At 59.3% G+C, this 21,610-nt stretch carries 21 protein-coding genes; all 21 read right to left on the minus strand.

Annotated elements, in window-relative coordinates; translation table 11 throughout:
• Nucleotides 1-161 precede the first annotated feature (161 nt).
• The gene (locus KGB25_RS18525) at nucleotides 162-458 is read right to left on the minus strand and encodes a hypothetical protein (RefSeq protein ID WP_008044601.1); all 297 of its coding nucleotides are present in this window, start codon (nucleotides 456-458) and stop codon (nucleotides 162-164) included.
• A 10-nt stretch (nucleotides 459-468) separates the two neighbouring features.
• On the minus strand, nucleotides 469-864 hold the full coding sequence (fliS, locus tag KGB25_RS18530) for a flagellar export chaperone FliS (RefSeq protein ID WP_008044602.1): 396 nt from the start codon (nucleotides 862-864) through the stop codon (nucleotides 469-471).
• A 129-nt stretch (nucleotides 865-993) separates the two neighbouring features.
• A complete protein-coding gene (gene fliD, locus KGB25_RS18535; RefSeq protein WP_223436161.1) occupies nucleotides 994-2,427 on the minus strand; it encodes a flagellar filament capping protein FliD in 1,434 nt (477 codons plus the stop codon).
• 82 nt (nucleotides 2,428-2,509) lie between these two features.
• Entirely contained in the window at nucleotides 2,510-2,875 is a 366-nt protein-coding gene (locus KGB25_RS18540; protein WP_008044605.1) for a flagellar protein FlaG, read from the minus strand.
• 72 nt (nucleotides 2,876-2,947) lie between these two features.
• The gene (locus KGB25_RS18545; protein ID WP_008044606.1) at nucleotides 2,948-3,793 is read right to left on the minus strand and encodes a flagellin domain-containing protein; all 846 of its coding nucleotides are present in this window, start codon (nucleotides 3,791-3,793) and stop codon (nucleotides 2,948-2,950) included.
• Between the two features lie 244 nt (nucleotides 3,794-4,037).
• Complete coding sequence (locus KGB25_RS18550) at nucleotides 4,038-4,313, minus strand: hypothetical protein (RefSeq protein ID WP_008044607.1); 276 nt, start codon at nucleotides 4,311-4,313, stop codon at nucleotides 4,038-4,040.
• Nucleotides 4,310-5,602: a motility associated factor glycosyltransferase family protein gene (locus KGB25_RS18555; protein ID WP_223436163.1), complete on the minus strand. Its 1,293-nt coding sequence runs from the start codon at nucleotides 5,600-5,602 to the stop codon at nucleotides 4,310-4,312. The genes KGB25_RS18550 and KGB25_RS18555 overlap by 4 nt, the downstream gene beginning before the upstream one ends.
• A gap of 86 nt (nucleotides 5,603-5,688) precedes the next feature.
• Nucleotides 5,689-6,615, minus strand: a complete 927-nt coding sequence (locus KGB25_RS18560; RefSeq protein ID WP_008035244.1) for a ketoacyl-ACP synthase III — start codon at nucleotides 6,613-6,615, stop codon at nucleotides 5,689-5,691.
• A gap of 228 nt (nucleotides 6,616-6,843) precedes the next feature.
• Nucleotides 6,844-7,896, minus strand: a complete 1,053-nt coding sequence (gene pseI / locus KGB25_RS18565) for a pseudaminic acid synthase (RefSeq protein WP_223436165.1) — start codon at nucleotides 7,894-7,896, stop codon at nucleotides 6,844-6,846.
• Complete coding sequence (gene pseG, locus KGB25_RS18570) at nucleotides 7,889-9,394, minus strand: UDP-2,4-diacetamido-2,4,6-trideoxy-beta-L-altropyranose hydrolase (protein WP_223436167.1); 1,506 nt, start codon at nucleotides 9,392-9,394, stop codon at nucleotides 7,889-7,891. The genes pseI and pseG overlap by 8 nt, the downstream gene beginning before the upstream one ends.
• Complete coding sequence (gene pseF / locus KGB25_RS18575; protein ID WP_223436169.1) at nucleotides 9,391-10,086, minus strand: pseudaminic acid cytidylyltransferase; 696 nt, start codon at nucleotides 10,084-10,086, stop codon at nucleotides 9,391-9,393. Before pseF ends, pseG begins: the two co-directional genes overlap by 4 nt.
• Nucleotides 10,087-10,090: 4 nt before the next feature.
• Nucleotides 10,091-11,254, minus strand: coding sequence for a UDP-4-amino-4,6-dideoxy-N-acetyl-beta-L-altrosamine transaminase (gene pseC / locus KGB25_RS18580; protein ID WP_008044617.1), 1,164 nt, complete (start codon nucleotides 11,252-11,254; stop codon nucleotides 10,091-10,093).
• Nucleotides 11,251-12,252, minus strand: coding sequence for a UDP-N-acetylglucosamine 4,6-dehydratase (inverting) (pseB, locus tag KGB25_RS18585; RefSeq protein ID WP_008044619.1), 1,002 nt, complete (start codon nucleotides 12,250-12,252; stop codon nucleotides 11,251-11,253). Before pseB ends, pseC begins: the two co-directional genes overlap by 4 nt.
• Nucleotides 12,253-12,282: 30 nt before the next feature.
• Entirely contained in the window at nucleotides 12,283-15,216 is a 2,934-nt protein-coding gene (locus KGB25_RS18590; protein ID WP_223436171.1) for a glycosyltransferase family 2 protein, read from the minus strand.
• A 54-nt stretch (nucleotides 15,217-15,270) separates the two neighbouring features.
• The gene (locus KGB25_RS18595) at nucleotides 15,271-15,999 is read right to left on the minus strand and encodes a cephalosporin hydroxylase family protein (RefSeq protein WP_223436172.1); all 729 of its coding nucleotides are present in this window, start codon (nucleotides 15,997-15,999) and stop codon (nucleotides 15,271-15,273) included.
• A 31-nt stretch (nucleotides 16,000-16,030) separates the two neighbouring features.
• Nucleotides 16,031-16,696, minus strand: coding sequence for an acetyltransferase (locus KGB25_RS18600; protein ID WP_032832884.1), 666 nt, complete (start codon nucleotides 16,694-16,696; stop codon nucleotides 16,031-16,033).
• Nucleotides 16,693-17,814 (minus strand): DegT/DnrJ/EryC1/StrS family aminotransferase, encoded by a 1,122-nt coding sequence (locus KGB25_RS18605; RefSeq protein ID WP_192419585.1) that lies wholly within the window; start codon nucleotides 17,812-17,814, stop codon nucleotides 16,693-16,695. The genes KGB25_RS18600 and KGB25_RS18605 overlap by 4 nt, the downstream gene beginning before the upstream one ends.
• The gene (locus tag KGB25_RS18610) at nucleotides 17,811-19,037 is read right to left on the minus strand and encodes a class I SAM-dependent methyltransferase (protein WP_192226014.1); all 1,227 of its coding nucleotides are present in this window, start codon (nucleotides 19,035-19,037) and stop codon (nucleotides 17,811-17,813) included. Before KGB25_RS18610 ends, KGB25_RS18605 begins: the two co-directional genes overlap by 4 nt.
• On the minus strand, nucleotides 19,034-19,594 hold the full coding sequence (locus KGB25_RS18615) for a dTDP-4-dehydrorhamnose 3,5-epimerase family protein (RefSeq protein WP_223436174.1): 561 nt from the start codon (nucleotides 19,592-19,594) through the stop codon (nucleotides 19,034-19,036). The genes KGB25_RS18610 and KGB25_RS18615 overlap by 4 nt, the downstream gene beginning before the upstream one ends.
• Nucleotides 19,591-20,673, minus strand: coding sequence for a CDP-glucose 4,6-dehydratase (gene rfbG, locus KGB25_RS18620; RefSeq protein ID WP_008044634.1), 1,083 nt, complete (start codon nucleotides 20,671-20,673; stop codon nucleotides 19,591-19,593). The genes KGB25_RS18615 and rfbG overlap by 4 nt, the downstream gene beginning before the upstream one ends.
• Entirely contained in the window at nucleotides 20,655-21,428 is a 774-nt protein-coding gene (gene rfbF / locus KGB25_RS18625; RefSeq protein ID WP_008044636.1) for a glucose-1-phosphate cytidylyltransferase, read from the minus strand. Before rfbF ends, rfbG begins: the two co-directional genes overlap by 19 nt.
• Nucleotides 21,429-21,610: the final 182 nt, after the last annotated feature.

Below are 21,610 nucleotides of genomic sequence, written 5' to 3' on the forward strand. Positions count from 1 at the left end.
TCCCTAGTCAACTCAATGCCCGAAATGATGGGGCAAGCTAGACGCTTGCAGACACGTTATGCCTGTAGACGCCTGAAATCTGGAACCAGCCACTAGTTAAGTCAAAAAACCGTGCACAGTCAAATTTATGGCGCACTATGTTTGGATTAACTGAGGATTAATTAACCAAACAGATGGTAAACCTTTGCAGCGTTCTGTGCTTGATGGATCTGCGACATCTCATCAACTATTGCTTGTCGCTCCCCTGTCGCCGCCTCCAGAAGCTGCTTATACACCCCTAGCAACTCTTCAAGATTGTCACGCAAGGCGGCCTCGTCTACCGAAGCTTCACTCAAGACGTCTTCCATGCAGGAACGACAAGCCAGATCCAACTCACCGATGGCTTCCCAATTGCGCTCGGCCAAGGCACCGACGAGGGCATCACGGGTGTGTTCGATACGCTGCAATACAAGACTCATGGTGATCTCCTTAAAACTGCGGACCCGGCGCGGCGATAGCATCCCAGCCTTCTTTGACTGTGCGAAGCAAATCGGCGACTTCGTCGAGAATCTTTGGATCGGTTTTGACGTTGGCTTCTGCCAGGCGCTTCATCATGTAGGTGTACAGCTTGTCCAGCTCACCTACAGACTCAATCGAATTTTCCAGGTCCAGGCCTTCACGCAAGCCACCGACGATCGCGATCGCCTTGCCGATGAAAATGCCTTTGTTGGGAATATCCTTGCGCTCCATGGCACCCTTGGCCTGAGCGATGCGATCCAGCCCACCTTCCATGAGCATTTGCACCAGGCGATGGGGGCTGGCTTCGGAAGTCTGGGCCTGAGCACCAATCTTCTGGTACTGCCGAAGGGCTAACATCGGGTTCATGCTGTACCTCATCAAAACTTTGTGATTCGTATAGCCAGTGTATCGACACCGCGTCAAAAATCTTTAGATCGAAACAAAAAAAGCCCGACAAGCGGAATTCGCTGCCGGGCTTTTGGCGCCTACGCGCTATCAGCCTTTTTTCTGTGCGTTCATCGCCTCAAACATCGAGGTAATGTTGCTCGCCGTTGCCTTGAGCTTGCCGACAAGAGTGTCCATGTCGTTGTACTTCTTGGTCAGCACGGTTGTCAGAGTCGCGACTCGACGATCCAATGCCTCCTGCTGGCTGGCCAGGTTGGTTTTAACCTTCGCCAGGCTGGCCGAACGCGCATCGAGGATGCCTTCGTTACCAGTAACGGTATAAGGCGTAATCGCCGAATTCATTCGCTCCAGCAGCCCCTTGGCCGCATCGCCAGTCGCCGCAGGATCACCCAGGAACAGCTTCTGAATTTCACCACCCAGTTTCTGCGTATCCATCGCCGCAGAGAACTTGGTGCTGTCAAAATCGAGCGCACCGGTTTTCTGGTTAGTGGTAATACCCAACTGCGAAAGCACGGTCAGTTTGTCGCCAGCACCGGTACTTGCCAACGGCTCACGGATCGACGCCAGAACACTGCGACCCAGCGAGTCACCGGTCAATGCCGCGGGAATGGTTGGCTTGCCATCTTTATCCAGGGAAGGCTTGCTCAGCGTACTGACGGTGCTGACCACCTGGTTGAAAGCGTCGACAAAGGCCTGGATCGATTTTTTCAAACCGTCACTGTTCGGCCCGACCGTCACAGTGGAAGTACCCGTCGTCACCAGATTCAGTGTCAGGCCGGAAATGGCGCTATCCACAGTGTTGGATTTGCTGGAGATAGCCAGCCCGTCAACCGTAAAGCTGGCATTCGCAGCGAGTTCGCCGATGGCACCCGCCGAAGTCCCATCAGGCGTGGGACCCATTTTCTGGCCCGCGGTAATTTCCAGGCCCGGAATACCACTGAGCGTGATATCGGAATTCAAACCGGTCGCGGTAGAGCCCAGGACCAGACGCGAACCGAAGGAGTCAGTGACAATGTTGGCACTGAAGCCATTGGCGCCTTGCTGGGTGTTGATCGCATCCCGCACCGTCTGCAACGTAGCACCAGGAGGAATGGTGACCGGTCGGGCAATGCCATTTTGAGTGATATTGAGCGTACCGTCCTGAATGGCACTGGTAGGGCCAAGGGGAAACGCAGCGGTCGCCACCTTGGATGAAGTCGCAAGGGAGTTGACCTTGATGACATACGTGCCGTTGACCGCCGAGTTGCTGGCGACAGAGGTCAGCACTTTGGGATCGGAACTCGTGGCGTTGTAACCCAGGAACTGAGGGGTCTTGGTATCACCAAGGTTTTTGATCGCGGCCTGGAAATTCGCCAACACACTCTTGAGGGTCCCGACACCGGAAATCTGCGATGTATTGGTGTTCGTCTGCCGGTTGATCTGGGTTTGCTTGGCCGATTTATCAGCATCAACCAAAGCTTTGACGATAGCCGTGGTGTCAAGACCGGAGCCTAACCCCAGACCCGGTAGAATTGGACTTGCCATGTGGGACTCCCTTCAGTGTGTCGCCGGCCTTTTGACCATTACAACGCCCAAAAGAACATAGCAACAAAATTCGTGCCAGCTGTCAGACTTTAGCGCTGAACAACAGGCTGCTTGCATCATTCAAACTATTGGCCAGTTTGAGCACTTCTTCGTTGGGGATCTGGCGAACCACTTCACCCGACTCACTGGCGATCACTTTAACGATAACCTTGCCTGAAGGTTCATCGATCGAGAACTCCAGATTGCGCTTGATCGATTGAACGAACTTTTCGATTTCCTGAACGGCCATCTTCAGTTTGTCCTGCTCGCTTTGCGCGTCTTTTGATTCATCCTTGACCGTTGCCACGGTGGCAGCATCGGCTCGAGGCTTTTCCACCGATTGTTCAGCAACAGTCGTCGCCGGCTTCGCGGCAGGATAAGACAAGTTCAGCTTCACGCTCATATCCATGTCCATCACCTCTTAAATTGAAAAAGCGAGAGAGCGCGCGTGCGCACTCCCCCGCCAAAACTTACCCAGCTATTACTGAAGCAGTTTCAGTACAGCGGATGGCAGTTGGTTGGCCTGGGCCAGAACCGAAGTGGAAGCTTGTTGCAGGGTGTTTTGCTTGGTCAGCTGTGCAGTTTCAGCAGCGAAGTCGGTATCTTGTACGCGGCTCAGTGCAGCACTGGCGTTTTCGTTGATGTTCTGCAGGTTGGAGATCGTGGTGGAGAAACGGTTCTGAGCAGCACCGAGGTCAGCACGAGTGGAGTTGATTTTGTCCAGGGCAATGTTGATGGCCGAGATCGCGGACAATACAGAGTTGTGGTTACCCGAGTTGGAAGTACCGGAGATGGTAGTACCGGTCATGCCCAGGGCGCTGGCGTCGAAGCTGGTCGACAGGGTCAGAGTGATCTGGTTGTCGGAAGTAGTGTTCGAACCTACCTGGAATTCCATCGCGCCAGCAGTACCGTCGATCAGCGCTTTGCCGTTCAGGTTGGTGGACTGAGCAATACGGGTCAGTTCTGCAACCGACTGTTGGTATTCTTTGTCCAGAGCGGTACGGTCAGCAGTGCCGTTGGAGTCGTTTCGCGATTGCAGTGCAATTTCACGCATACGTTGCAGAATGTTGGTCGACTCTTGCAGAGCGCCTTCAGCGGTCTGAGCGATCGAAACACCGTCGTTGGCGTTTTTGATAGCCATGGTCTGACCACGGATCTGCGAGGTCATACGGTTAGCGATTTGCAGGCCGGCGGCGTCGTCTTTGGCGCTGTTGATTTTCAGGCCGGAAGACAGGCGAGTCATCGAAGTCGAAAGCGCGTCCGAAGCACGGTTCAGGTTCTTCTGAACGTTCAGCGACGTAGTGTTGGTGTTTACTGTCAAAGCCATGACGAATTCCTCGTTGGTTGGGTACTGCGGCTTCCGGCCCTGGCAACCGCCGGGTATGGCCTAGAGAACCTTCGTAATAGTTATCGTCGCGAATGCAGGTTGCTTTAGGCCATTTTGAAAAAAATTTGCCATCACACTGCCACCCCCCATAAAACAAGGGCTTGGCGGCAAGCCAATCCAAAAAAGTGACGTCAGGGAAATGCCGGTAACGGGACAGCGAGGACTCGCCTGTACCGGCACATTGTCAAAAGCCTTGACCGGCCGTGGCCGCTTCCAGCAATTGGGGCAACTCATAATCAAGATAATCGGCCAGCGCCAACCAATCCTGCGCCTCCTGACAGGCCTGCATGTCGGAGAGCAACGCCGTCCAGCGGGATTGGACCTCGACAGTCTCGTGCCCCATTGCGGATTGCACATCACTGCAAATCTGGACCATGAGCAGCGCCGCTTCGACATCTCGCCCCAGACGGAACAAAACAGAACACTGCAGCGCCTCGGCAATCAGGGAGGATTCAGTCATCGCGTGAGCTCCGGATGAAACGTCGTGCCGACGATCATCGCCCCTGCCCGACTGCTGTTATAGAAAGCCATCTGAGGATGCCCGGCGATGTACCGTTCCAGCTCGCACAAGTAACTGCGGAAATTGAGCTGCGTCTTGACTCGCTGACCGTGGCCATCGAGCACCCAGTGCCGGGCGGCGCCCACGTTCGGCCCAAGGTCACCGTCATTCCAGCCAGCGTGGGTCTTGTTGTTCGGAAAAGCAAAATCGGCGCCGAACAGCGTGATCTGGCTGGCCCCCATGTGTACCGCCAGGTCCACCGCCGGGTGAATCACACTGCCACCGACAAACAGTTGGGCCTTGGGCAACTGCTCGCGCATGTCCCTATAGACAGGGCTGGCGGAATAGGCCACGTAACGCTTGCCCTGCCAGCCTCCCAAGACCTCAGGATCAACCATGGGCATGTAGACCAGCGTGATATCGCGCGAGGCATCGCACGGCAAATGTCGCGTCGAGATGCGCTGATCAATCGTGACCACCACATCCGGCTTGATCCCATGCTCGATAAGCGGTCGGTAGGCCGTATCGACGCAAATGAACAACGGCCGCTGCGCCTGTTCGCGTACCGCGCGCAGCGTGTCGAAGTGCTGTTCCAGGCTGGGTCCGGTGGCAATGACAAACACTTCCCTGCCGGAACAGGTGGCAAACAGCTCCGCAGCATCGGCATCGGCGCGAACACGCTCGACACTCGCCTGCAAACGCTCGGCAATCTCCGGATTGTCGGCATTGAATTCGCGATTGTTGAAGGTCAAATGGGTTTCGCTGATCAGCCGGTCGCGGATCTTGGCGTTGTAGTCGTCCGCCAGCACCAGCTCCGAAGGCAGCGCGAAGTACGGCAACTGGATTTCCGCCAGATCGCCGGCGTACAGCAGCACCACTCGTGAATCGGCGAGCCACGACTGTTGATCGAGCAGTTGCAGCACCAGGGAAAACACCGCGCCGTTCAGAATGTGCACGTACAACCGTTCAAGCCCGGTTCGCTCCAGCAATTGCAGCTGCAAATCCCCCAGCCCGGTGCCATAGACATGCACCACCGGACTGTCGACGGGCAGGCTGCCGGCCTGAATCAACGCTTCGCGAGTGCGGTCATGGCGACTGGTCAACTGAATGCCATTGATGCTCAATGTCGAGCCCTGGCCGTCCACCAGATCAGCGCGCAACTCGGTGCTGTTCTCCACCGACAGTCGATGCCAGACCTTGGGCCAACGCCGCTGAATCAACTCGCCGTTGCGCTCAAACAACTCGCTCATGGAGCCTCGCTTTTCATTCGGGCAAAAAAAAAATAGCGCTCAAGGTTACACCTTGAACGCTATTTTTATGCCTGGCTTTTGAAGGATCAAGGGCGATAGATAATCGCCGAGCCCCATGACAAACCAACGCCGAAACCGCTCAACGCCACACGTTTCCAGGTGGAGTCCAGTACGTGTTTCTCCAGCAGCAACGGGATACTCGACGAAACGGTGTTGCCGGTCTCGACCATGTCCTTGATGAACTTCTCCGGCTCGCCTTCGAAGCGGCGCGCTACGGCGTCGACAATCGCGGCACTGCCCTGGTGAATGCAGAACGCATCGATATCATCAGCGGTCAGCTGCGAATCGGTCAGCAGTTCGTGCAAGTGCGCCGGGACTTTCAGCAGCGCGAAGTTGAACACCTGACGGCCGTTCATGAAGAACACCCCGTCGGTCACCTTCAGGTGCGGCGCACCGGAACCGTCGGTGCCGAACTTGGCCTTGCCCAGTTGCCATGGTGCGTTTTCGCCCATCCAGGTTGCAGTGGCGGCATCGCCAAACAGCATGGTGGTGTTGCGGTCTTCCGGGTCGACGATCTTCGAGTACGGATCTGCGGTGATCAGCAGGCCATTCTTCAAGCCTGCGGCTTCCATGAAGCCCTTGATGGCGTAGATGCCGTAGACGTAGCCCGAGCAGCCCAGGGAAATATCGAACGCGGCGACGGTGGTCGGCAGGCCCAGTTTGTCCTGAACGATGGCGGCGGTGTGCGGCAGGCCTTCTTCGTCGCCGTTCTGCGTGACGACGATCAGTACGTCGATGTCTTCACGTTTCAAGTCCGGATTGTTGGCGAACAGCGCATTGGCTGCTTCGACACACAGGTCCGAGGTTTCCTGACCAGCGTCTTTGCGCGGCAGGAAGGCCGAACCGATCTTGCCCAGGATGAATTCTTCATCCTTTTCGAATTTTGCACCTTGTGCGTAATTGTCCACGCCGGCTACAGGAACGTAGCTCGCAATGCTTTTTATGCCAATCATTACGGCTTCCCAATAATAAACAGCCCAATACCACCGCTCGTAATGATTCGAGGGGCGCCGACAAACGGAGAAAAACGCCGCCTCATTGAGGCGACAGCGGGAAGAATAAAAGGCTATCACTGGGCCAAAAACAGGCCAGGCGCCACCTTCCCGATTAATACAATACAGTGAAGATGCGCGTTATGACTCGCAGGTCACTCTATTTTGCCGAATCGGCACCATAAGGGGTTATTCGACCAACGACCAGTCCAGCGGCGTTCCGCGCGGGATAGCCTTACGGGCACGGCGGCCCAGAAGGGTTTCCGCGTGTTTTGGAGCCAACCCCAGCCCCGGACGAATGGCTCGCAGATTAGCGACAGAAAAGGGCTCGCCGGCAGCCATGTCCTGAGTCACGTAGAGCGAGCGGCGGTACATCAGAGACTTGCGCTCGGCGTCCGTCACACCGTAATGCACATGCCCCATGGCCTGCCACGCGCGTTCGGTTTCTATCACCAGGCTGGCGAGCTCCGCCGGCTCCAGCGAAAAACTGGCGTCCACGCCACCGGCGCTGCGGTCGAGGGTGAAGTGCTTTTCCACCACCGTCGCCCCGAGAGCCACCGCGGCCACAGACACACCGACGCCCATCGAGTGGTCAGACAGCCCGACTTCACAGCCAAACAATTCGCGCAAATGAGGAATCGTCCGCACGTTGCTGTTGGCGGGCGTCGCCGGGTAGGTGCTGGTGCACTTGAGCAACACCAGATCCTTGCAACCGGCGTCGCGGGCGGCACGCACGGTTTCGTCGAGTTCAGCGATGCTGGCCATGCCGGTGGAAATAATCAATGGCTTGCCGGTCGCAGCGACCCGACGAATCAACGGCAGGTCCGTATTCTCGAAACTGGCGATCTTGTAGGCCGGCACGTCGAGACTTTCGAGGAAGTCCACTGCGGTGTCATCAAACGGCGTGGAAAACGCGAGCATCCCCAGCGCCTTGGCGCGGGCGAAAATCGGCGCGTGCCATTCCCACGGCGTATGCGCTTTTTCGTAGAGCGCGTACAGGGAAGATCCGACCCACAGACTGTTCGGGTCCTTGATGAAGAACTCGCCCTCGGACAGGTCCAGGGTCATGGTGTCGGCTGTGTAGGTTTGCAGCTTCAAGGCGTGCGCACCCGCCTTGGCTGCGGCATCGACGATTTGCAGGGCCATGTCCAATGACTGGTTATGGTTGCCACTCATCTCGGCGATGATGAACGGCGGCGCATCGGCCCCGATCAAGCGGTCGCCAATTTTGAAGCTAGTCATTGCAGTGATCCTTCAATTCGCGCGTGAACACGCAAGCACTCTGAGTGAAACCGGCTTCGCGAAATACCTTCAGCGACGGCTGGTTCTCTGGCACCACTTGAGCGGTGATAGTCCGCAGTTGCGGCCAATGGGTGGTCACGAAGGCCTCGCCCCGAGCCAGCAGCGCCCTGCCCCAGCCCAGGCCGATGCGATCTTCAAACAGATAAATCGAGACTTCAGCTTCAAATTCGCACAAGTCATAACGCAACACGCCCACCGGGCCGTCATCCGCCTCGGCGATCAACAGCAGACGCTGTGCATTGTTCAAACTGGCGGCCAGCCAGTTTTGATGCGACGACCACTCGATCACCCCGGTCTCCCGCGACCAGCGCCGTACCGCTTCGGCATTACGCCCGTCGAACAGAAGCTGTGCATCGTCGGTGGTCGCGGGGCGGATCAGCAACACCGCGCCGGCCAGGGCGGCCGCCACCCGCTGTGCGCCCCGACCATCCACCAACTGGCGCGAATGCTCGGCCAGACTCTGGCGTATCCCAGGATTGCCCGCGATAAAACCGATGGCCTGCCGCAATTGTTCGACGCTCACCTGCTCACGGGCGCCCAGATACACATGGGCGCCCGAGGTGGCCATGACCTCGCCGTTGGCCTGCTGATTATTCGAGACCGCAATGCAAATCGTCGGCAACCCCAGGGCCGCCCGCTCCCAACTGGTTCCCCCACCGGCGCCGACGAACAGGTCAGCCTCGATCATCAGGCGGTAGAAGTCGCTGACAAAACTGTGCAAGCGCCAGTTGGGATGACTCGCCGCCATGGCCACCATCTTGTCCCATGCCGGGTTATCGGCACCGGCCACGAAATCAACTTCCAGCGCATGGAAATCGGCCATCGCCAACATCGCGTGATAAGTCTGCATCGCCGCATCGAAACCGCCGAAATTGACCAGCACCCGTTTTACCTGGGGCTTGATCGCAATTGCCGGGCAGCAGAACTCATCGCGCAGCATCGCGAATCGCGGGCCGAACAACGTCTGGCAACCAGGCTCAAGCAGCGAACCATAAGCGTCTGGTGTACCCGACAGGTTCTGGTTGAGCAGCAGGTCGACGGCGTACCGGCGAGTGGCGAGGTCGTCCACCGCGGCGATCCGTGGCGCCCAGCGCCGGGCCGCCGTCTGCCAGTGATGATCGAGCCCATAGTGGTCGACGATGATCCAGTCGTATGCAGGATGGTTTTCCAAGGCGTGCGCCAGCGCGTCGATGTCCGCCTGCCACGGCAGCATGGATTCGATGGCTTGTTGCGGGTCTTCGTCGGGATAACGATCGGGCAGCGCAAAGGTTTCGAAACCTTCGGCTGCCAGCATGTCCAGCCGATGCCCCGGCAGTTGGCGGCATGCAAAAGCAACATGCGAGCCCTGTTTGCGCAAAACCCTGGCCAACGGCAACAAACGAGCGATGTGCCCGCTGCCAATGGTGGGCGACGCGTCGGAGCGAATCAGCACTCTCATTGCAACTCACCACCTGCCTTCAGCGCAGCGTACAAGTATTCGGCGCGCGTCCAGTCTTCGAGGGTGTCGATGTCCTGCACCAGATGCCGCGGCAGGATCACCGGCAGGCTCACCGGGGAAAACAACACGTCGCCGCGCAACCAGGCCTCGCTGCGCCCCCAGTAGAACTGGCCGGCGTCCTGAAAGGCTGCGGGCAGATCCTGCGACCGGGTGTTGCGGAACTCGGGGTACAACGATGTCAGCGCGCCCTGCTCGTCGAGGGTCAAGGCGCGCTGCACGGGAAAGCCGAAATCGGTCACGGAAAACGCGAAGGATTTTTCCGGATGCTGCTCCAGCAGTTCAAGTCCCTGACGCAGAAACCGTACCTGCAACAGCGGTGCGGTTGCGTAGATGCAGCAGGCATAGTCGAACGCTGGTAATTGATTCAAGGCATGAACGATCACCGCGGCGGTGCCGGTGAAGTCGTCGGCCAACGACGCCGGACGCAAGAACGGCACCTGAGCCCCGTGATCACGCGCGACCTCGGCGATTTCTTCATCGTCAGTGCTGACGACAACCTGGTCGAACAGTTGCGACTCCAGCGCCGTGCGAATCGAACGAACGATCATCGGCACGCCGTCGAACGGTTTGAGGTTCTTGCGCGGGATTCGCTTGCTGCCGCCGCGGGCCGGAATGATCGCAACGCTGCTCACAACACTACTCCTCAAGAACCAGGCGCCGCAGTTGCGCCACCACATAGTCCTGCTGCTCATCGCTCAGCAAAGGAAACATCGGCAGGCTGATGGCTTCGGCGTAATAACGTTCGGCCTGCGGGAAGTCGCCTTCGGCAAACCCCAGGTCGCGATAGTACGGCTGCAAATGCACCGGTATGTAGTGCAGGTTCACACCGACCCCGGCCGCTCGCAAGCCTTCGAACACCTGGCGATGACTGAGGTTGATCCGGTCGGTGTGCAACCGCACCACGTACAGATGCCACGCCGATTCGGCCTCGGGCTGCGCACCGGGCAAGGTCAGCGGCAAGTACGCCAGCGATCGCTCATAACGCGCCGCCAGTTCACGGCGACGCGCGATGAAGCCATCGAGCTTGTCCAACTGCGACAGACCGAGTGCCGCCTGCAGATCGGTGATCCGGTAATTGAAGCCCAGTTCCACCTGCTGGTAGTACCAGGGGCCGTGACTGGCTTCGGTCATCTGTTGCGGATCGCGGGTCATGCCGTGGCTGCGCAGACGCTGCAAGCGCTCGGCCAGTTCAGGGCGGTTGGTCAACACCATGCCCCCTTCGGCGCTGGTGATGATTTTCACCGGGTGAAAACTGAACACCGTCATCGCCGCAAATTCGCCGCAGCCCACCGGGCGTCCGGCATAGGAAGCACCGACCGCGTGGGACGCATCCTCGATCACCGTAAAACCGTAACGTTCGGCCAGCCCGGCGATCATGCGCATGTCGCAGCTCTGCCCGGAAAACGCTACGGCCACCAGCACCTTCGGCAGCGTGCCAGCGCGCTCGGCGGCCTCAAGCTTCGATGCCAGTGCGTAAGCGTCGAGATTCCACGTCAGTGGATCGATGTCGACAAAATCCACCTCGGCGCCGCAATAGCGACCACAGTTGGCCGAAGCCAGAAACGTATTCGGCGTAGTCCATAGCCGATCGCCCGGGCCGAGTCCGGCCGCGAGGCAGGCAATGTGCAACGCCGCCGTGGCATTGCACACCGCCACGGCGAAATCAGCCTGGCAACGTTGCGCCAATGCCTGTTCGAAGCGTTCGATGGTCGGCCCTTGAGTGAGCCAGTCCGACTGCAGCACGGCGACCACCGCATCGATATCTGCCTGATCGAGGCTCTGCCGACCGTAGGGAATCATGCCGGCAGTTTCGCGTGCAGATCAGCAATCTGTCCGACCGACAGGTAGTGCGGATTGGTGTCGGAACGGTACTCGAAGTCTTCACTGACAGGCCGGCCCTGCTCGCCCAGTTTGTCGACGGCAAAATCCACGTCGACGCTGGTGAAACGAATCGAAGGTTGAATGGTGTAGTGATCGGCAAACTCCAGGGTCATCCGCGCGTCGTCCAGCGGCACCATCAACTCATGGAGTTTTTCTCCCGGACGAATGCCGACGTTCTTGTGCGGCAAATGTTCAGCCATGCCCAGTGCCAGATCGACGATACGAATCGACGGGATCTTGGGCACAAACACTTCACCACCGTGCATGCGGGCGAAGCTGTCGAGCACAAACTGCACACCGTGATCGAGGGTGATCCAGAAACGCGTCATGCGCTCATCGGTGATCGGCAGCTCCGTGGCGCCCTCGGCGATCAGCTTGCTGAAAAACGGCACCACCGAGCCACGCGAACCGGCAACGTTGCCGTAACGGACCACCGAAAAACGGGTGTTCTGGTCGCCGGCAATATTGTTCGCGGCGACGAACAATTTGTCCGACAGCAGCTTGGTCGCGCCGTACAGGTTGATCGGGCTGGCAGCCTTGTCGGTGGACAGCGCGACGACTTTTTTCACGCCGTTGTCGATGGCCGCGGCAATGATATTTTCCGCGCCGTTGACGTTGGTGCGGATGCATTCGGTCGGGTTGTACTCCGCCGCCGGCACTTGTTTCAGTGCCGCGGCATGCACCACGTAATCGATGCCACGCATGGCCTGGCGCAGACGATCAGCATCGCGCACATCACCGAGGAAGTAACGCATGCACGGCGCGTTGAACGTCTGCTGCATCTCGTACTGTTTGAGCTCATCGCGCGAGAACACCACCACCCGCTTCGGCTGATATTGCTCCAGCAGCCGGCGGATGAAATTGCGCCCGAACGAGCCGGTGCCGCCAGAGATGAAAATCGATTTACCGTTGAACATGCCTTGAGTCCTTGTACCTGTCAGTCAGGCTTATGCGAGCAACTGCGCCCAGTTCACCGGGGCCGGTTCACTCAGGGCAAAGCCCTTGCCGGTCAAGGCCAGGTTGTTGTTGTAAGCCTCGTCGTGCGCGAAACGCGCCTGCCACTTGTCGCGCAGGGCCGCCACTGCCTGGGGAACGTCCGGCAAGGTGCCCGGGTGGGTAACTTGCACTTGCGGCGTCCACACCGTGAGCAACCCGGCGTCGGCGACTTTCAGGCACAGATCGACATCGGCGTACACGTCATCGAAATGCTCCCGATCCAGACCGCCGAGTGCGTCGAATACTTCCTTGCGAATCATCAGGCATGCACCGCTGACGGCCGCATAATTCTGCTCGACGAGCAGTCTGCGCATGTAGCCCGACGCGTCCTTCTTCTCACCGATGAAGGGCGAAGCAATCCCGCCGTTGAGCCCCATAATCAACCCGGCACCGGTCACGCTGCCTTCGCGGTCCACCAGCTTGGCACCGACCACGCCGACTTCGGGACGCTGGGCCTGATTGAGTAGCGCCTCGATCCAGTTGGCGTTGACCACTTCGGCGTCCGCCGCCAGCAGCACCAGGTATTCGCCTTGAGCCTCGCCGGCTGCGAGGTTGATCAGGGCCGACGTGCTGAGACGCTGTTCAGCCTTGACCAGACGAATCCGGCCCCGTCCGTTTCGTTCCAGGCTGTCCAGCCAGGTGTGAAGCTCGGCGGACTGGCTGTGGTTATCGGCAATGATAACTTCGTTGTTTTGATAGCGCGTGCGCTGCAAGACACTGACCAGGCAGCGCTGCAAGTGCTCCAGGTTGTCCTGGCTGTGGATGATGACCGATACCTTCGGACGCCCCGCATGGCGGTATTCGATACGCAAACCAGCCGATGCTTCGGCACTGACCTGGGCTTGATAACCGCGGGTCACCAGATGACGGACCAACGTCTGACGCTCGTGCTCGTTGGCTGTCGGCTCAGGAGCTGCGGTGATCAGCAACGGCTCGGCCAAATGGGCAAGGCCGGCCAGGCCACCGGTTTCGATCAGACGCAGCAGCAGGTCGAACTCGAGCGCCGAGGCGAACTCGCGGGCAAAACCGCCGACTTCCACCAGCGCTTCGCGGCGAATCAGCCAGTGCCGCGCGATGAGTGACGGAAGGCTCTGCAACAGGTCGAGGTTGAAGGCTGGCCGGAACACATCGACCAGCGTGCCATTCTCCTGGCGATGAATTTCGTCCATCGCCACCGCACGGCAACCCTCGGCGTCTTGCAACTCGAGGCTGGCACGCAAGAAGCCGGCAGTGGTGAACTCGTCACCCGCCTCGGCCAGCAGCAACCAGTCCGAAGTCGACTGACGAGCGATCTGGTTCAGCTTGTCGACGTAATTGGCCGCCGTGACCTTGACGAAATGCAGGGTGTTTTGTGCCGTGGTGACTGCCGGCAAGTCGCCCGTGGTGAAGATCACCACCTTGAACGCCCGGAACGCACTTTCCATGAGGCTGTCCAGGGTGACCTGAAGCTTGTCCATGTCTGCGTCCAGATCGAGCAACAGAATGCCGAACTGAGGGCCCCCTTCGCTGGCCGCCAGGTGCTGGTTGATTTTGCGCACCGCGGTGTCGTTCGGTTGCCGGGCCTGCAGCCAGTTTTGCAAACGTCCCGACGGCATTGTGTCGAGCAACTGACGGCTGTCGAAGGTTGGCACGCTGTCCAGACGCTCAACCCAGTCGGTCAGTATCCGGGCATCAGCGGCTTCATCCATATCCAACAGCTGCTGCGCCAGTTTCTGCATCACCCGACGGTTGAACGCTCCCAGGCCAACGGCTTCAATCAGACGGGTCTGGATGGTCGCCGGAGTGTCATTGGAATAGGTGCGCTGCAACGCTTCCTGCTTGAGCAACGCGCCTTCCATTTCTTCGAGTTGCAAGCGTCCAGCCGGCATCGAATGAAGCAGGAATTCGCACTGCGTCAGTTGGTCGAAGAAGGCACTGTTATAGAACGGCATTTCAACGTATTGCTGAGGGCCGAAGACCCGCTTCGGCCCTATCGTCGGATCCGTCCAGTAAGACTCGAAAATCGGCTCGATGGTCAGCGCGTTGCGTTTCGTCAGGCTCTCGGCGAGGGCGGCAAAACTTTGCAGCGCGACCTGCGCGGTCTGGTGTTCATCCAGACCTTTGATGCCGGTCGGCAGCGATGCCAGGAAGCCGGCAAAACGCTCACGGTCGGCGACAGACCGGGCGTCCTTGAGGGCCAGGGTCGTCATGATCTCGGTGTTGTGATCCGAGCGGCCATAGTTGACCTCACGCACCACGTAAGGAATTGGAAGAATCCGCGCCTTGGCCCGGGCGAGCATGTAGTAGACATGCCCGATCTCCTGCCACTGGAAGATCGTTCCTTCAGGCATCGCGGCATACCAGTCACGCAGCAGCGAAGTCCGATGGACCGCATAGAACGGGGGAATGTACTGGCTCACGTAATCGAGTACACGATCCTGACCGAGCTCGGCGTTGTAGTCCTCGTTTACTTTCTTGTCACGAAGGTAGTACTGCACATAGTTGGAGTGGGTCAGGTACATCAGGCAATAGCCATGGCACAGACCGTAGTCGGGGTTGGCTTCGAGGAAGTTCACCGACTCGGTGAGGCCACCGTGCATCAGGAAATCATCGTCGGAGGCGAAGACCATGTAGGGCGTGGTGACCTGCTCGACGCCGTACACCAGTTTGGCCTGGATTCCCCAGTAGCCGAATTGCGGCAAATGCCGATAGTCGATGGTGTCCGCAACCGTCGCCGCGCCCTCCAGTGCGATGGCCGACGAATCGAGAACCAGGATCTTGCAAGGCAACGTGCTGTAGTACTGCAATGCCCTGCGCAGGAACGTCGGGCGATTGTGTGTAATCAGCACCAGAGTGAACAGTTCACTCAAGGGCTGCATGTTTTCAGAACCGTAAATGCCTTGCATATCCTTCCCCACCACAGACCGATTGCCTGATTAACGCTTGAATAGAGGTGTCGCTTAACGTACTCGGCGCAGGTAGCCATCCGGCGCGACAGTGATCAGCAGTTTGCTGTGAATGGCCTGGTCGATCTCGAAATCACGGTTCTCTTCCAGGTAGGCCCAGACCGCGGTTTTCGGGTTGTCACCCTTGCCCCATGGACGGTCCGGGAACGCATCTTCCGGCATGTCTTCGACCACGGTGTCCATGACCACGCAATAGCTGCCCACCGAGACCATCGGTGCATACAGGCGCAGCTCTTCGAGCACGTGTTCGTGGGTGTGATTGGAGTCCAGGACCACCAGCACTTTCTTGCCCTGGATGCGCTCGCGCACCTGGTCGACGATGGCCGTGTCGATGCTCGAACCCTGGATCATCTGGATGCGTTTGCTCATCGGGTGAGCTTCGATCGCTTCGCGGTTGTGCTGGCGGATATCGATGTCGACACCCAGCACTTCGCCATGGCCCATCAGTTCCAGGATCGAGGCGTAAAACACCAGCGAACCGCCGTGGGCGATGCCGGTTTCAACGATCACATCCGGACGCAGGTTCCAGATGATTTCCTGCATGGCGACCATGTCCTGCGGGAACTGAATGATCGGCCGGCCCATCCAGCTGAAGTTGTAGGTGTACTTGTGTTTGGCCGTGGTGCCGACCCAGGCCAGCGACTCGGCTTGCAGCGCCTCGTCCTTCTTCAGGCCTTCGATGTTGTCTTTTACTTCTTCGCGAAACTGCTCATGGGGATTCATTGAAACGCTCCAAAAAAAATAGGCAAACGGGTTAGTTGAAGACCTTACCGTCGGGGTAAGGCACCACGTTGGTCTTGATGATCCTGGCGGGATTGCCCGCCACGACTGAATAATCCGGGACATCTTTGGTGACGACGGCGCCGGCGCCGATGGTCACCCAGCGTCCGATACGCAAGCGCGGAAGAATGGTGGCGTTGGTGCCGATGAACGTGCCGTCGCCGATCTCCACGCAACCGGCGATGCACACGCCGGGCGCCATGAACACCGAGTGGCCGATTTGCCCTTCATGCCCCACCACGCTGCCGGCGCTGATGCTGGTGTTGTCGCCCAGCGTCACCTCGGCCTGCATGATTACGCCTTCCTGCAGATAACTGCCCTGCCCCATGCGAATCATGGTCAGGTCAATGCCGGGGTGGATGAACTGGCCCAGCGTTGCACCGGCCTCGACCAGTTGGCGGGTGGTCTCGTAGCGCAGTTGGGTGCTGCCGGTGATCAGGTTGACGAAACGTACGTCCGGCCCCTTGAGCTCACTGACCAACGCCGAACCGCCAATGACCGGAACACCAAAAAACGGTGTCCCGTGTTTGTTCGGGTCATTGTCCAGAAACGCAAACTCGACATTCGGTGTGCTGCGCTTCACCGCGTGCAGCATGCGCACCGCTTCCGGGTTGGCCGCGCCCAGCAAGTACATCTTCACAATGATTGCCTTTTTGCCAGCAGTGTACGCACCACATCCACCACCCGTGCCTGATCGGCGTCAGTCATGTCGTGATAACTCGGCAGGTTGAACGCACGCTCCGGCAAGGCAAACGAAACCGGTGTGTCGACCACGTGCTCACTGAACATGGGCAACGAAGACAGTGGCCAGAAGAACACCCGGGCGTCGATATCGGCGGCCTGGAACGCGGCGATCATCTCGTCGCGATGTATCCCGGTCCCGGCATCGAATACCACCGTGGGCATCCAGTAACCGTTGCGGGCATGGGCAGGTTCTGGGTTCAGCGAAACCCCCGGCAGCGATGACAGCGCGCGGGCGTAATTGGCGAATATCGTCCGCTTGCGTTCGATCAGCTCTTCGATCCGCTCAACCTGGGCGCAGCCGACGGCCGCCTGCAAGTTGCTCATCTTGTATTTGAAGCCAATGAACTCTGGCCAGAATTGTTTGGTGCTGCCCGCGACACGACCATGGTTGGACAACGTCAGGACGCGCTCATACAAGGCTTTATCCGAGGTGACGAAAATGCCGCCCTCGCCGGTGGTCATGGTTTTGGTGCCATGGAATGAAAACGCACCGAACGCCCCCATCGAGCCGGCAGCCTTGCCGCGCCACTGCGAGCCGATGGCTTCGGCGGCGTCTTCGATGACCGGGATACCGTGTTCGCGACCGATCGCCAGCAATGCGTCCATGTCACACAGGTTGCCGTAAAGATGGACCGCGAGAATGGCTTTGGTCTTCGGGGTAATTGCCTGCCTGACGAGCTCCGGATCCAGGCACCAGCTATCCGGCAGAACATCGACAAACACCGGCGTAGCGCCCAGATAGGTGATCGGTGCTGCCGAAGCGATCCAGTTGGTGTTGCCCAGGATCACTTCATCACCCGCGCCGATGCCCAGCGCCGCCATCCCCATGTGCAGCGCGCCGGTGCAGCTCGACGTCGCGATGGCATAGGTCGCACCAAGGTGCTCGGCAAACCCGTGCTCAAAACGCGTCAGGTATTCGTAGCAACGCGCGCCCCAACCGTTCTGCACGGCATCCAGGGCATACCGGGCTTCCAGTTCGCCGACACTCGGTTTGGTGTAGTGAATTCTGCTCATTGAATACTCAACTCCGGAACGGCAACGACAAACTGTGCGCCCCACTCTTTGACCGAGGCGAATTGCTGGGTGATTTCAGGCAACAGGTTCCATGGCAGAACCAGGATGTAGTCGGGTTGTTCGAGGGCGATACGCTCGGGCGACACCACCGGAATCCGGCTGCCAGGCAAGAACTTGCCCTGTTTGTGCGGATTGGCGTCGGCGACCCAGGCCAACAGATCAGGCTTGACCCCGGCGTAGTTGAGCAACGTGTTGCCCTTGGCGGCGGCGCCGTAACCGACCACTCGTTTGCCATCGGCTTTCGCCTGCAACAAGAAGCGCAGCAATTGGTGCTTGATGCCCTCGGCGGCTGGCGCGAGGGTCGCGTAGTACTCGGGGGTTTTCACACCGGCGGTGATTTCGGCTTGCAGTTGCTGAGCAACCGCAGGCTGCACGTCACGACGAACGCCATCGGCACGCTGGACGAAAACCCGCAGCGAACCGCCGTGGGTCGACAGCTGACTGACGTCGAACACTTCCAGGCCGTTGCGTTCGCACAATGTCTGCACGGCGGTCAGGGACAGGTAGGAATAGTGCTCGTGATACAGCGTGTCGAACTGTTGCCCGGCCATCAGTGTCAGCAGTTGCGGAAACTCGAACGTCGCCACGCCGGTCGGCTTGAGCAGGGTCGCAAAGCCGCCGAGGAAATCATTGATGTCCGGCACGTGGGCCAACACGTTGTTGGCAGCCATCAGGTCCGCGGACCAGCCTTCGCTGACCAATTGCGCAGCGGTGTGACGGCCGAAGAACAACTCGCGGATCTCCAGGCCTTTTTCCCGCGCCGCTTGCGCGGTGCTGCGGGTTGGCTCAACGCCCAGGCAAGGAATGCCGCGACCGGCGACGTACTGCAACAGGTAACCGTCGTTGGCAGCGATTTCCACTACACGACTGTCGGCGGTCAGGCCGAAGCGCTCGACCATCTCGGCGACGTAGCGATCGGCATGCGCCAGCCAGGTGCTGGAGAACGAACTGAAATACGCATACTCAGCGTCGAACAGGCTGTCGGCGCTGGTGTAATCCTCGGTTTGCACCAACCAGCACTGCTGACACACCGCAACCTTGAGTGGCACCCACTGTTCGGCCTGTTCCAGCTGATCGGCACGAACGTAGGCGTTCGACGGCGGCGAGGTGCCGAGATCGATCAGCGGCAAGGCCAAAGGAGTACCGCAACCACGGCAGTTCATAGACGCACTCCAGCGAAACGTTCATCGAGCAAGGGATGGCTGGCGTCCCTGGCTGACAGATTATTGACAGGCAACGGCCAGGCAATCGCCAGCCGTGGATCGTTCACCGACAAGCCGCCTTCATGCTCCGGCGCGTAATCGGCGCTGTGCAGGTAAAGCAATTCGGCGTCGTCGGTCAGGGTCTGGAAGCCGTGGGCAAAACCGGCAGGAATGAGCAGGCTGCGACCGTCACCGGCCCGCAGGTGTTCGGCGTGCCAGTGCAGGAACGTTGCGGAGTCGGGCCGCAAGTCCACCGCCACATCCCAGACTTCACCGCGCAGGCAGGTGATCAGCTTGGCTTCCGGCGCGTCGGCATTCTGGTAATGCAAGCCACGCACACTCGCGCGTGCGCGGGTGCAGGAATGGTTGATCTGGCGAATGGAAAACGCTTGGCCGAAGGCGCTCAGGCTGCCCTCGCAGAACAACCGGGCGAAATGCCCGCGATCATCTTCGAAGCGTTTGTGCTGCACGCTGAACAAGCCCGTCAGCGGCAGCGCCTTCAACGAAAACTCGCTCACAGCGCGCCTCGGTACAGGTTCAACTGACCCAACGTGATGCCACGCATGTCGTCGCCGTTTTGCCAGGCCAGATGCCAGTCGAGGGTCTGGGTCAGGCATTGTTGCAGCGACCAGCGCGGCTGCCAGGCCAACAGTTGGCGGGCGCGGCTGCTGTCCAGGCGCAACAGGCCTGCTTCATGCAGTTCACTCGGTTCGATACGCAATCCGCGCGCTTGTGGCCAACGGTTGGCGAGCAGCTCGACCACTTCGCCGACGCTGCACATGTCCGCTTCGCTCGGGCCGAAGTTCCACGCACCGGCGAACTCGGGACCTCGCTCGTAAAGAGCGGCAGCCAGCTGCAGATAACCGGCCAGCGGCTCCAGCGCGTGTTGCCACGGGCGGACGGCTTGCGGGTAGCGCAGGGTTACCGGCTCGTCGGCGGACCAGGCTTTCAGCACATCGGGAATCAGACGTTCAGGGGCAAAATCACCGCCGCCCAACACGTTGCCGGCTCGGGCCGTGGCCAGGGCCAGACCGTGTTCGGCATACTTCTCGGCCGGGAAAAACGATGCCGCATACGACTGCGCCAGCAACTCGCAGCAGGCTTTGCTGCTGCTGTAAGGATCGTGGCCGCCGAGGGCTTCGTTTTCACGGTATGGCCACAACCATTCCTGATTGGCGTAGACCTTGTCGGTGGTCACCAGCACGCAGGCGCGCACGCCGCCGACCTGACGGATCGCTTCAAGCAGGTTCAGGGTGCCCATGACGTTGCTGGAGTAAGTCCCCAGCGGATCGCGATAACCCTCGCGCACCAGCGGCTGGGCCGCCAGGTGCAGGACGATTTCCGGTTGGGTGTCGGCGATCAGTTCAAGCAGGGCCCCCAGGTCACGCAGGTCGCCGCGCTGATCGTTGATGCCTTCGTGGACACGCGCCAGTTCGAACAGGCTCGGCTCGGTGGACGGATCGAGGGAAAACCCGCTGACTTTCGCGCCGAGGCTTTGCAGCCACAACGTCAGCCAACTGCCTTTGAAACCGGTGTGGCCGGTCAGCAGAACCCGCTTGCCGCGCCAGAATTCCGGGCTCAGTCCCATTGCTTCCATGGGGCCTCCCCGCTCTGCCACAAATGCTCCAGATGGTTTTTATCGCGCAGGGTGTCCATCGGGTGCCAGAAACCATCGTGCTGGTAGGCAGCCAGTTGACCGCTGCTGGCCAGGCCGACCAAAGGCTCGGATTCCCAAACCGTCTCGTCGGCGGTAATCAGCGGCAGGACCTTGGGCGACAGCACAAAGAAGCCACCATTGATCCAGCCTCCGTCACCGCGCGGCTTTTCAGTAAAACCGCGGACCAGGTGACCGTCGCGTTCCAGTGCGCCGTAACGACCAGGCGGCTGAACTGCCGTGACCGTGGCGAGCTTGCCGTGGGACAGGTGGAAGTCCACCAGGGCACCGATGTTCAAATCGGACACGCCGTCGCCGTAGGTGAAGCAGAACGCGTCTTCGTTTTCCAGGTAGCGGCTGGCCCGACGCAAGCGGCCGCCGGTCATGGTGTCTTCACCGGTATCGATGAGCGTGACGCGCCATGGCTCGCTGTAGTTCTGGTGAACGTCCATGCGGTTATTGCACATGTCGAACGTGACGTCAGAGGTGTGCAGGAAGTAGTTGGCGAAGAAGTCCTTGATCGCGTAGCCCTTGTAGCCCAGGCAAATCACGAAGTCATGGATCCCGTGAGCGGAGTACTGCTTCATGATGTGCCAGAGAATTGGCTTGCCGCCGATTTCAATCATCGGCTTGGGTTTGAGGTGCGACTCCTCACTGATGCGCGTGCCCAGGCCGCCCGCCAAAATAACTGCCTTCATCGTCTCCCCTCTTGTTCGTCACAGGGCTCAGCCAAGCTGTATCAAGCTTTTGCAGGCCTTCTGGATAAAACCTTCAATGCCGCTCAGGGCGCTTCTGGATTCACCGGAAGTGCTCGTTTTATGGCGATATCGGGGGGGCTTGCAGGAAACGCGCCAGCTCTTTCGCTGGGGTGGGTGGGCTC

Origin of the sequence: Pseudomonas sp. BF-RE-21, from assembly GCF_019947305.1 — a bacterium.
Taxonomy (GTDB): domain Bacteria; phylum Pseudomonadota; class Gammaproteobacteria; order Pseudomonadales; family Pseudomonadaceae; genus Aquipseudomonas; species Aquipseudomonas migulae.

Coding starts and splice junctions, on each gene's coding strand:
- KGB25_RS18525 (WP_008044601.1), bottom strand. CDS start 458: ATGAGTCTTGTATTGCAGCGTATCGAACACACCCGTGATGCCCTCGTC.
- fliS (WP_008044602.1), bottom strand. CDS start 864: ATGAACCCGATGTTAGCCCTTCGGCAGTACCAGAAGATTGGTGCTCAG.
- fliD (WP_223436161.1), bottom strand. CDS start 2,427: ATGGCAAGTCCAATTCTACCGGGTCTGGGGTTAGGCTCCGGTCTTGAC.
- KGB25_RS18540 (WP_008044605.1), bottom strand. CDS start 2,875: ATGGATATGAGCGTGAAGCTGAACTTGTCTTATCCTGCCGCGAAGCCG.
- KGB25_RS18545 (WP_008044606.1), bottom strand. CDS start 3,793: ATGGCTTTGACAGTAAACACCAACACTACGTCGCTGAACGTTCAGAAG.
- KGB25_RS18550 (WP_008044607.1), bottom strand. CDS start 4,313: ATGACTGAATCCTCCCTGATTGCCGAGGCGCTGCAGTGTTCTGTTTTG.
- KGB25_RS18555 (WP_223436163.1), bottom strand. CDS start 5,602: ATGAGCGAGTTGTTTGAGCGCAACGGCGAGTTGATTCAGCGGCGTTGG.
- KGB25_RS18560 (WP_008035244.1), bottom strand. CDS start 6,615: ATGATTGGCATAAAAAGCATTGCGAGCTACGTTCCTGTAGCCGGCGTG.
- pseI (WP_223436165.1), bottom strand. CDS start 7,896: ATGACTAGCTTCAAAATTGGCGACCGCTTGATCGGGGCCGATGCGCCG.
- pseG (WP_223436167.1), bottom strand. CDS start 9,394: ATGAGAGTGCTGATTCGCTCCGACGCGTCGCCCACCATTGGCAGCGGG.
- pseC (WP_008044617.1), bottom strand. CDS start 11,254: ATGATTCCCTACGGTCGGCAGAGCCTCGATCAGGCAGATATCGATGCG.
- pseB (WP_008044619.1), bottom strand. CDS start 12,252: ATGTTCAACGGTAAATCGATTTTCATCTCTGGCGGCACCGGCTCGTTC.
- KGB25_RS18590 (WP_223436171.1), bottom strand. CDS start 15,216: ATGCAAGGCATTTACGGTTCTGAAAACATGCAGCCCTTGAGTGAACTG.
- KGB25_RS18595 (WP_223436172.1), bottom strand. CDS start 15,999: ATGAATCCCCATGAGCAGTTTCGCGAAGAAGTAAAAGACAACATCGAA.
- KGB25_RS18605 (WP_192419585.1), bottom strand. CDS start 17,814: ATGAGCAGAATTCACTACACCAAACCGAGTGTCGGCGAACTGGAAGCC.
- KGB25_RS18610 (WP_192226014.1), bottom strand. CDS start 19,037: ATGAACTGCCGTGGTTGCGGTACTCCTTTGGCCTTGCCGCTGATCGAT.
- rfbG (WP_008044634.1), bottom strand. CDS start 20,673: ATGGAAGCAATGGGACTGAGCCCGGAATTCTGGCGCGGCAAGCGGGTT.
- rfbF (WP_008044636.1), bottom strand. CDS start 21,428: ATGAAGGCAGTTATTTTGGCGGGCGGCCTGGGCACGCGCATCAGTGAG.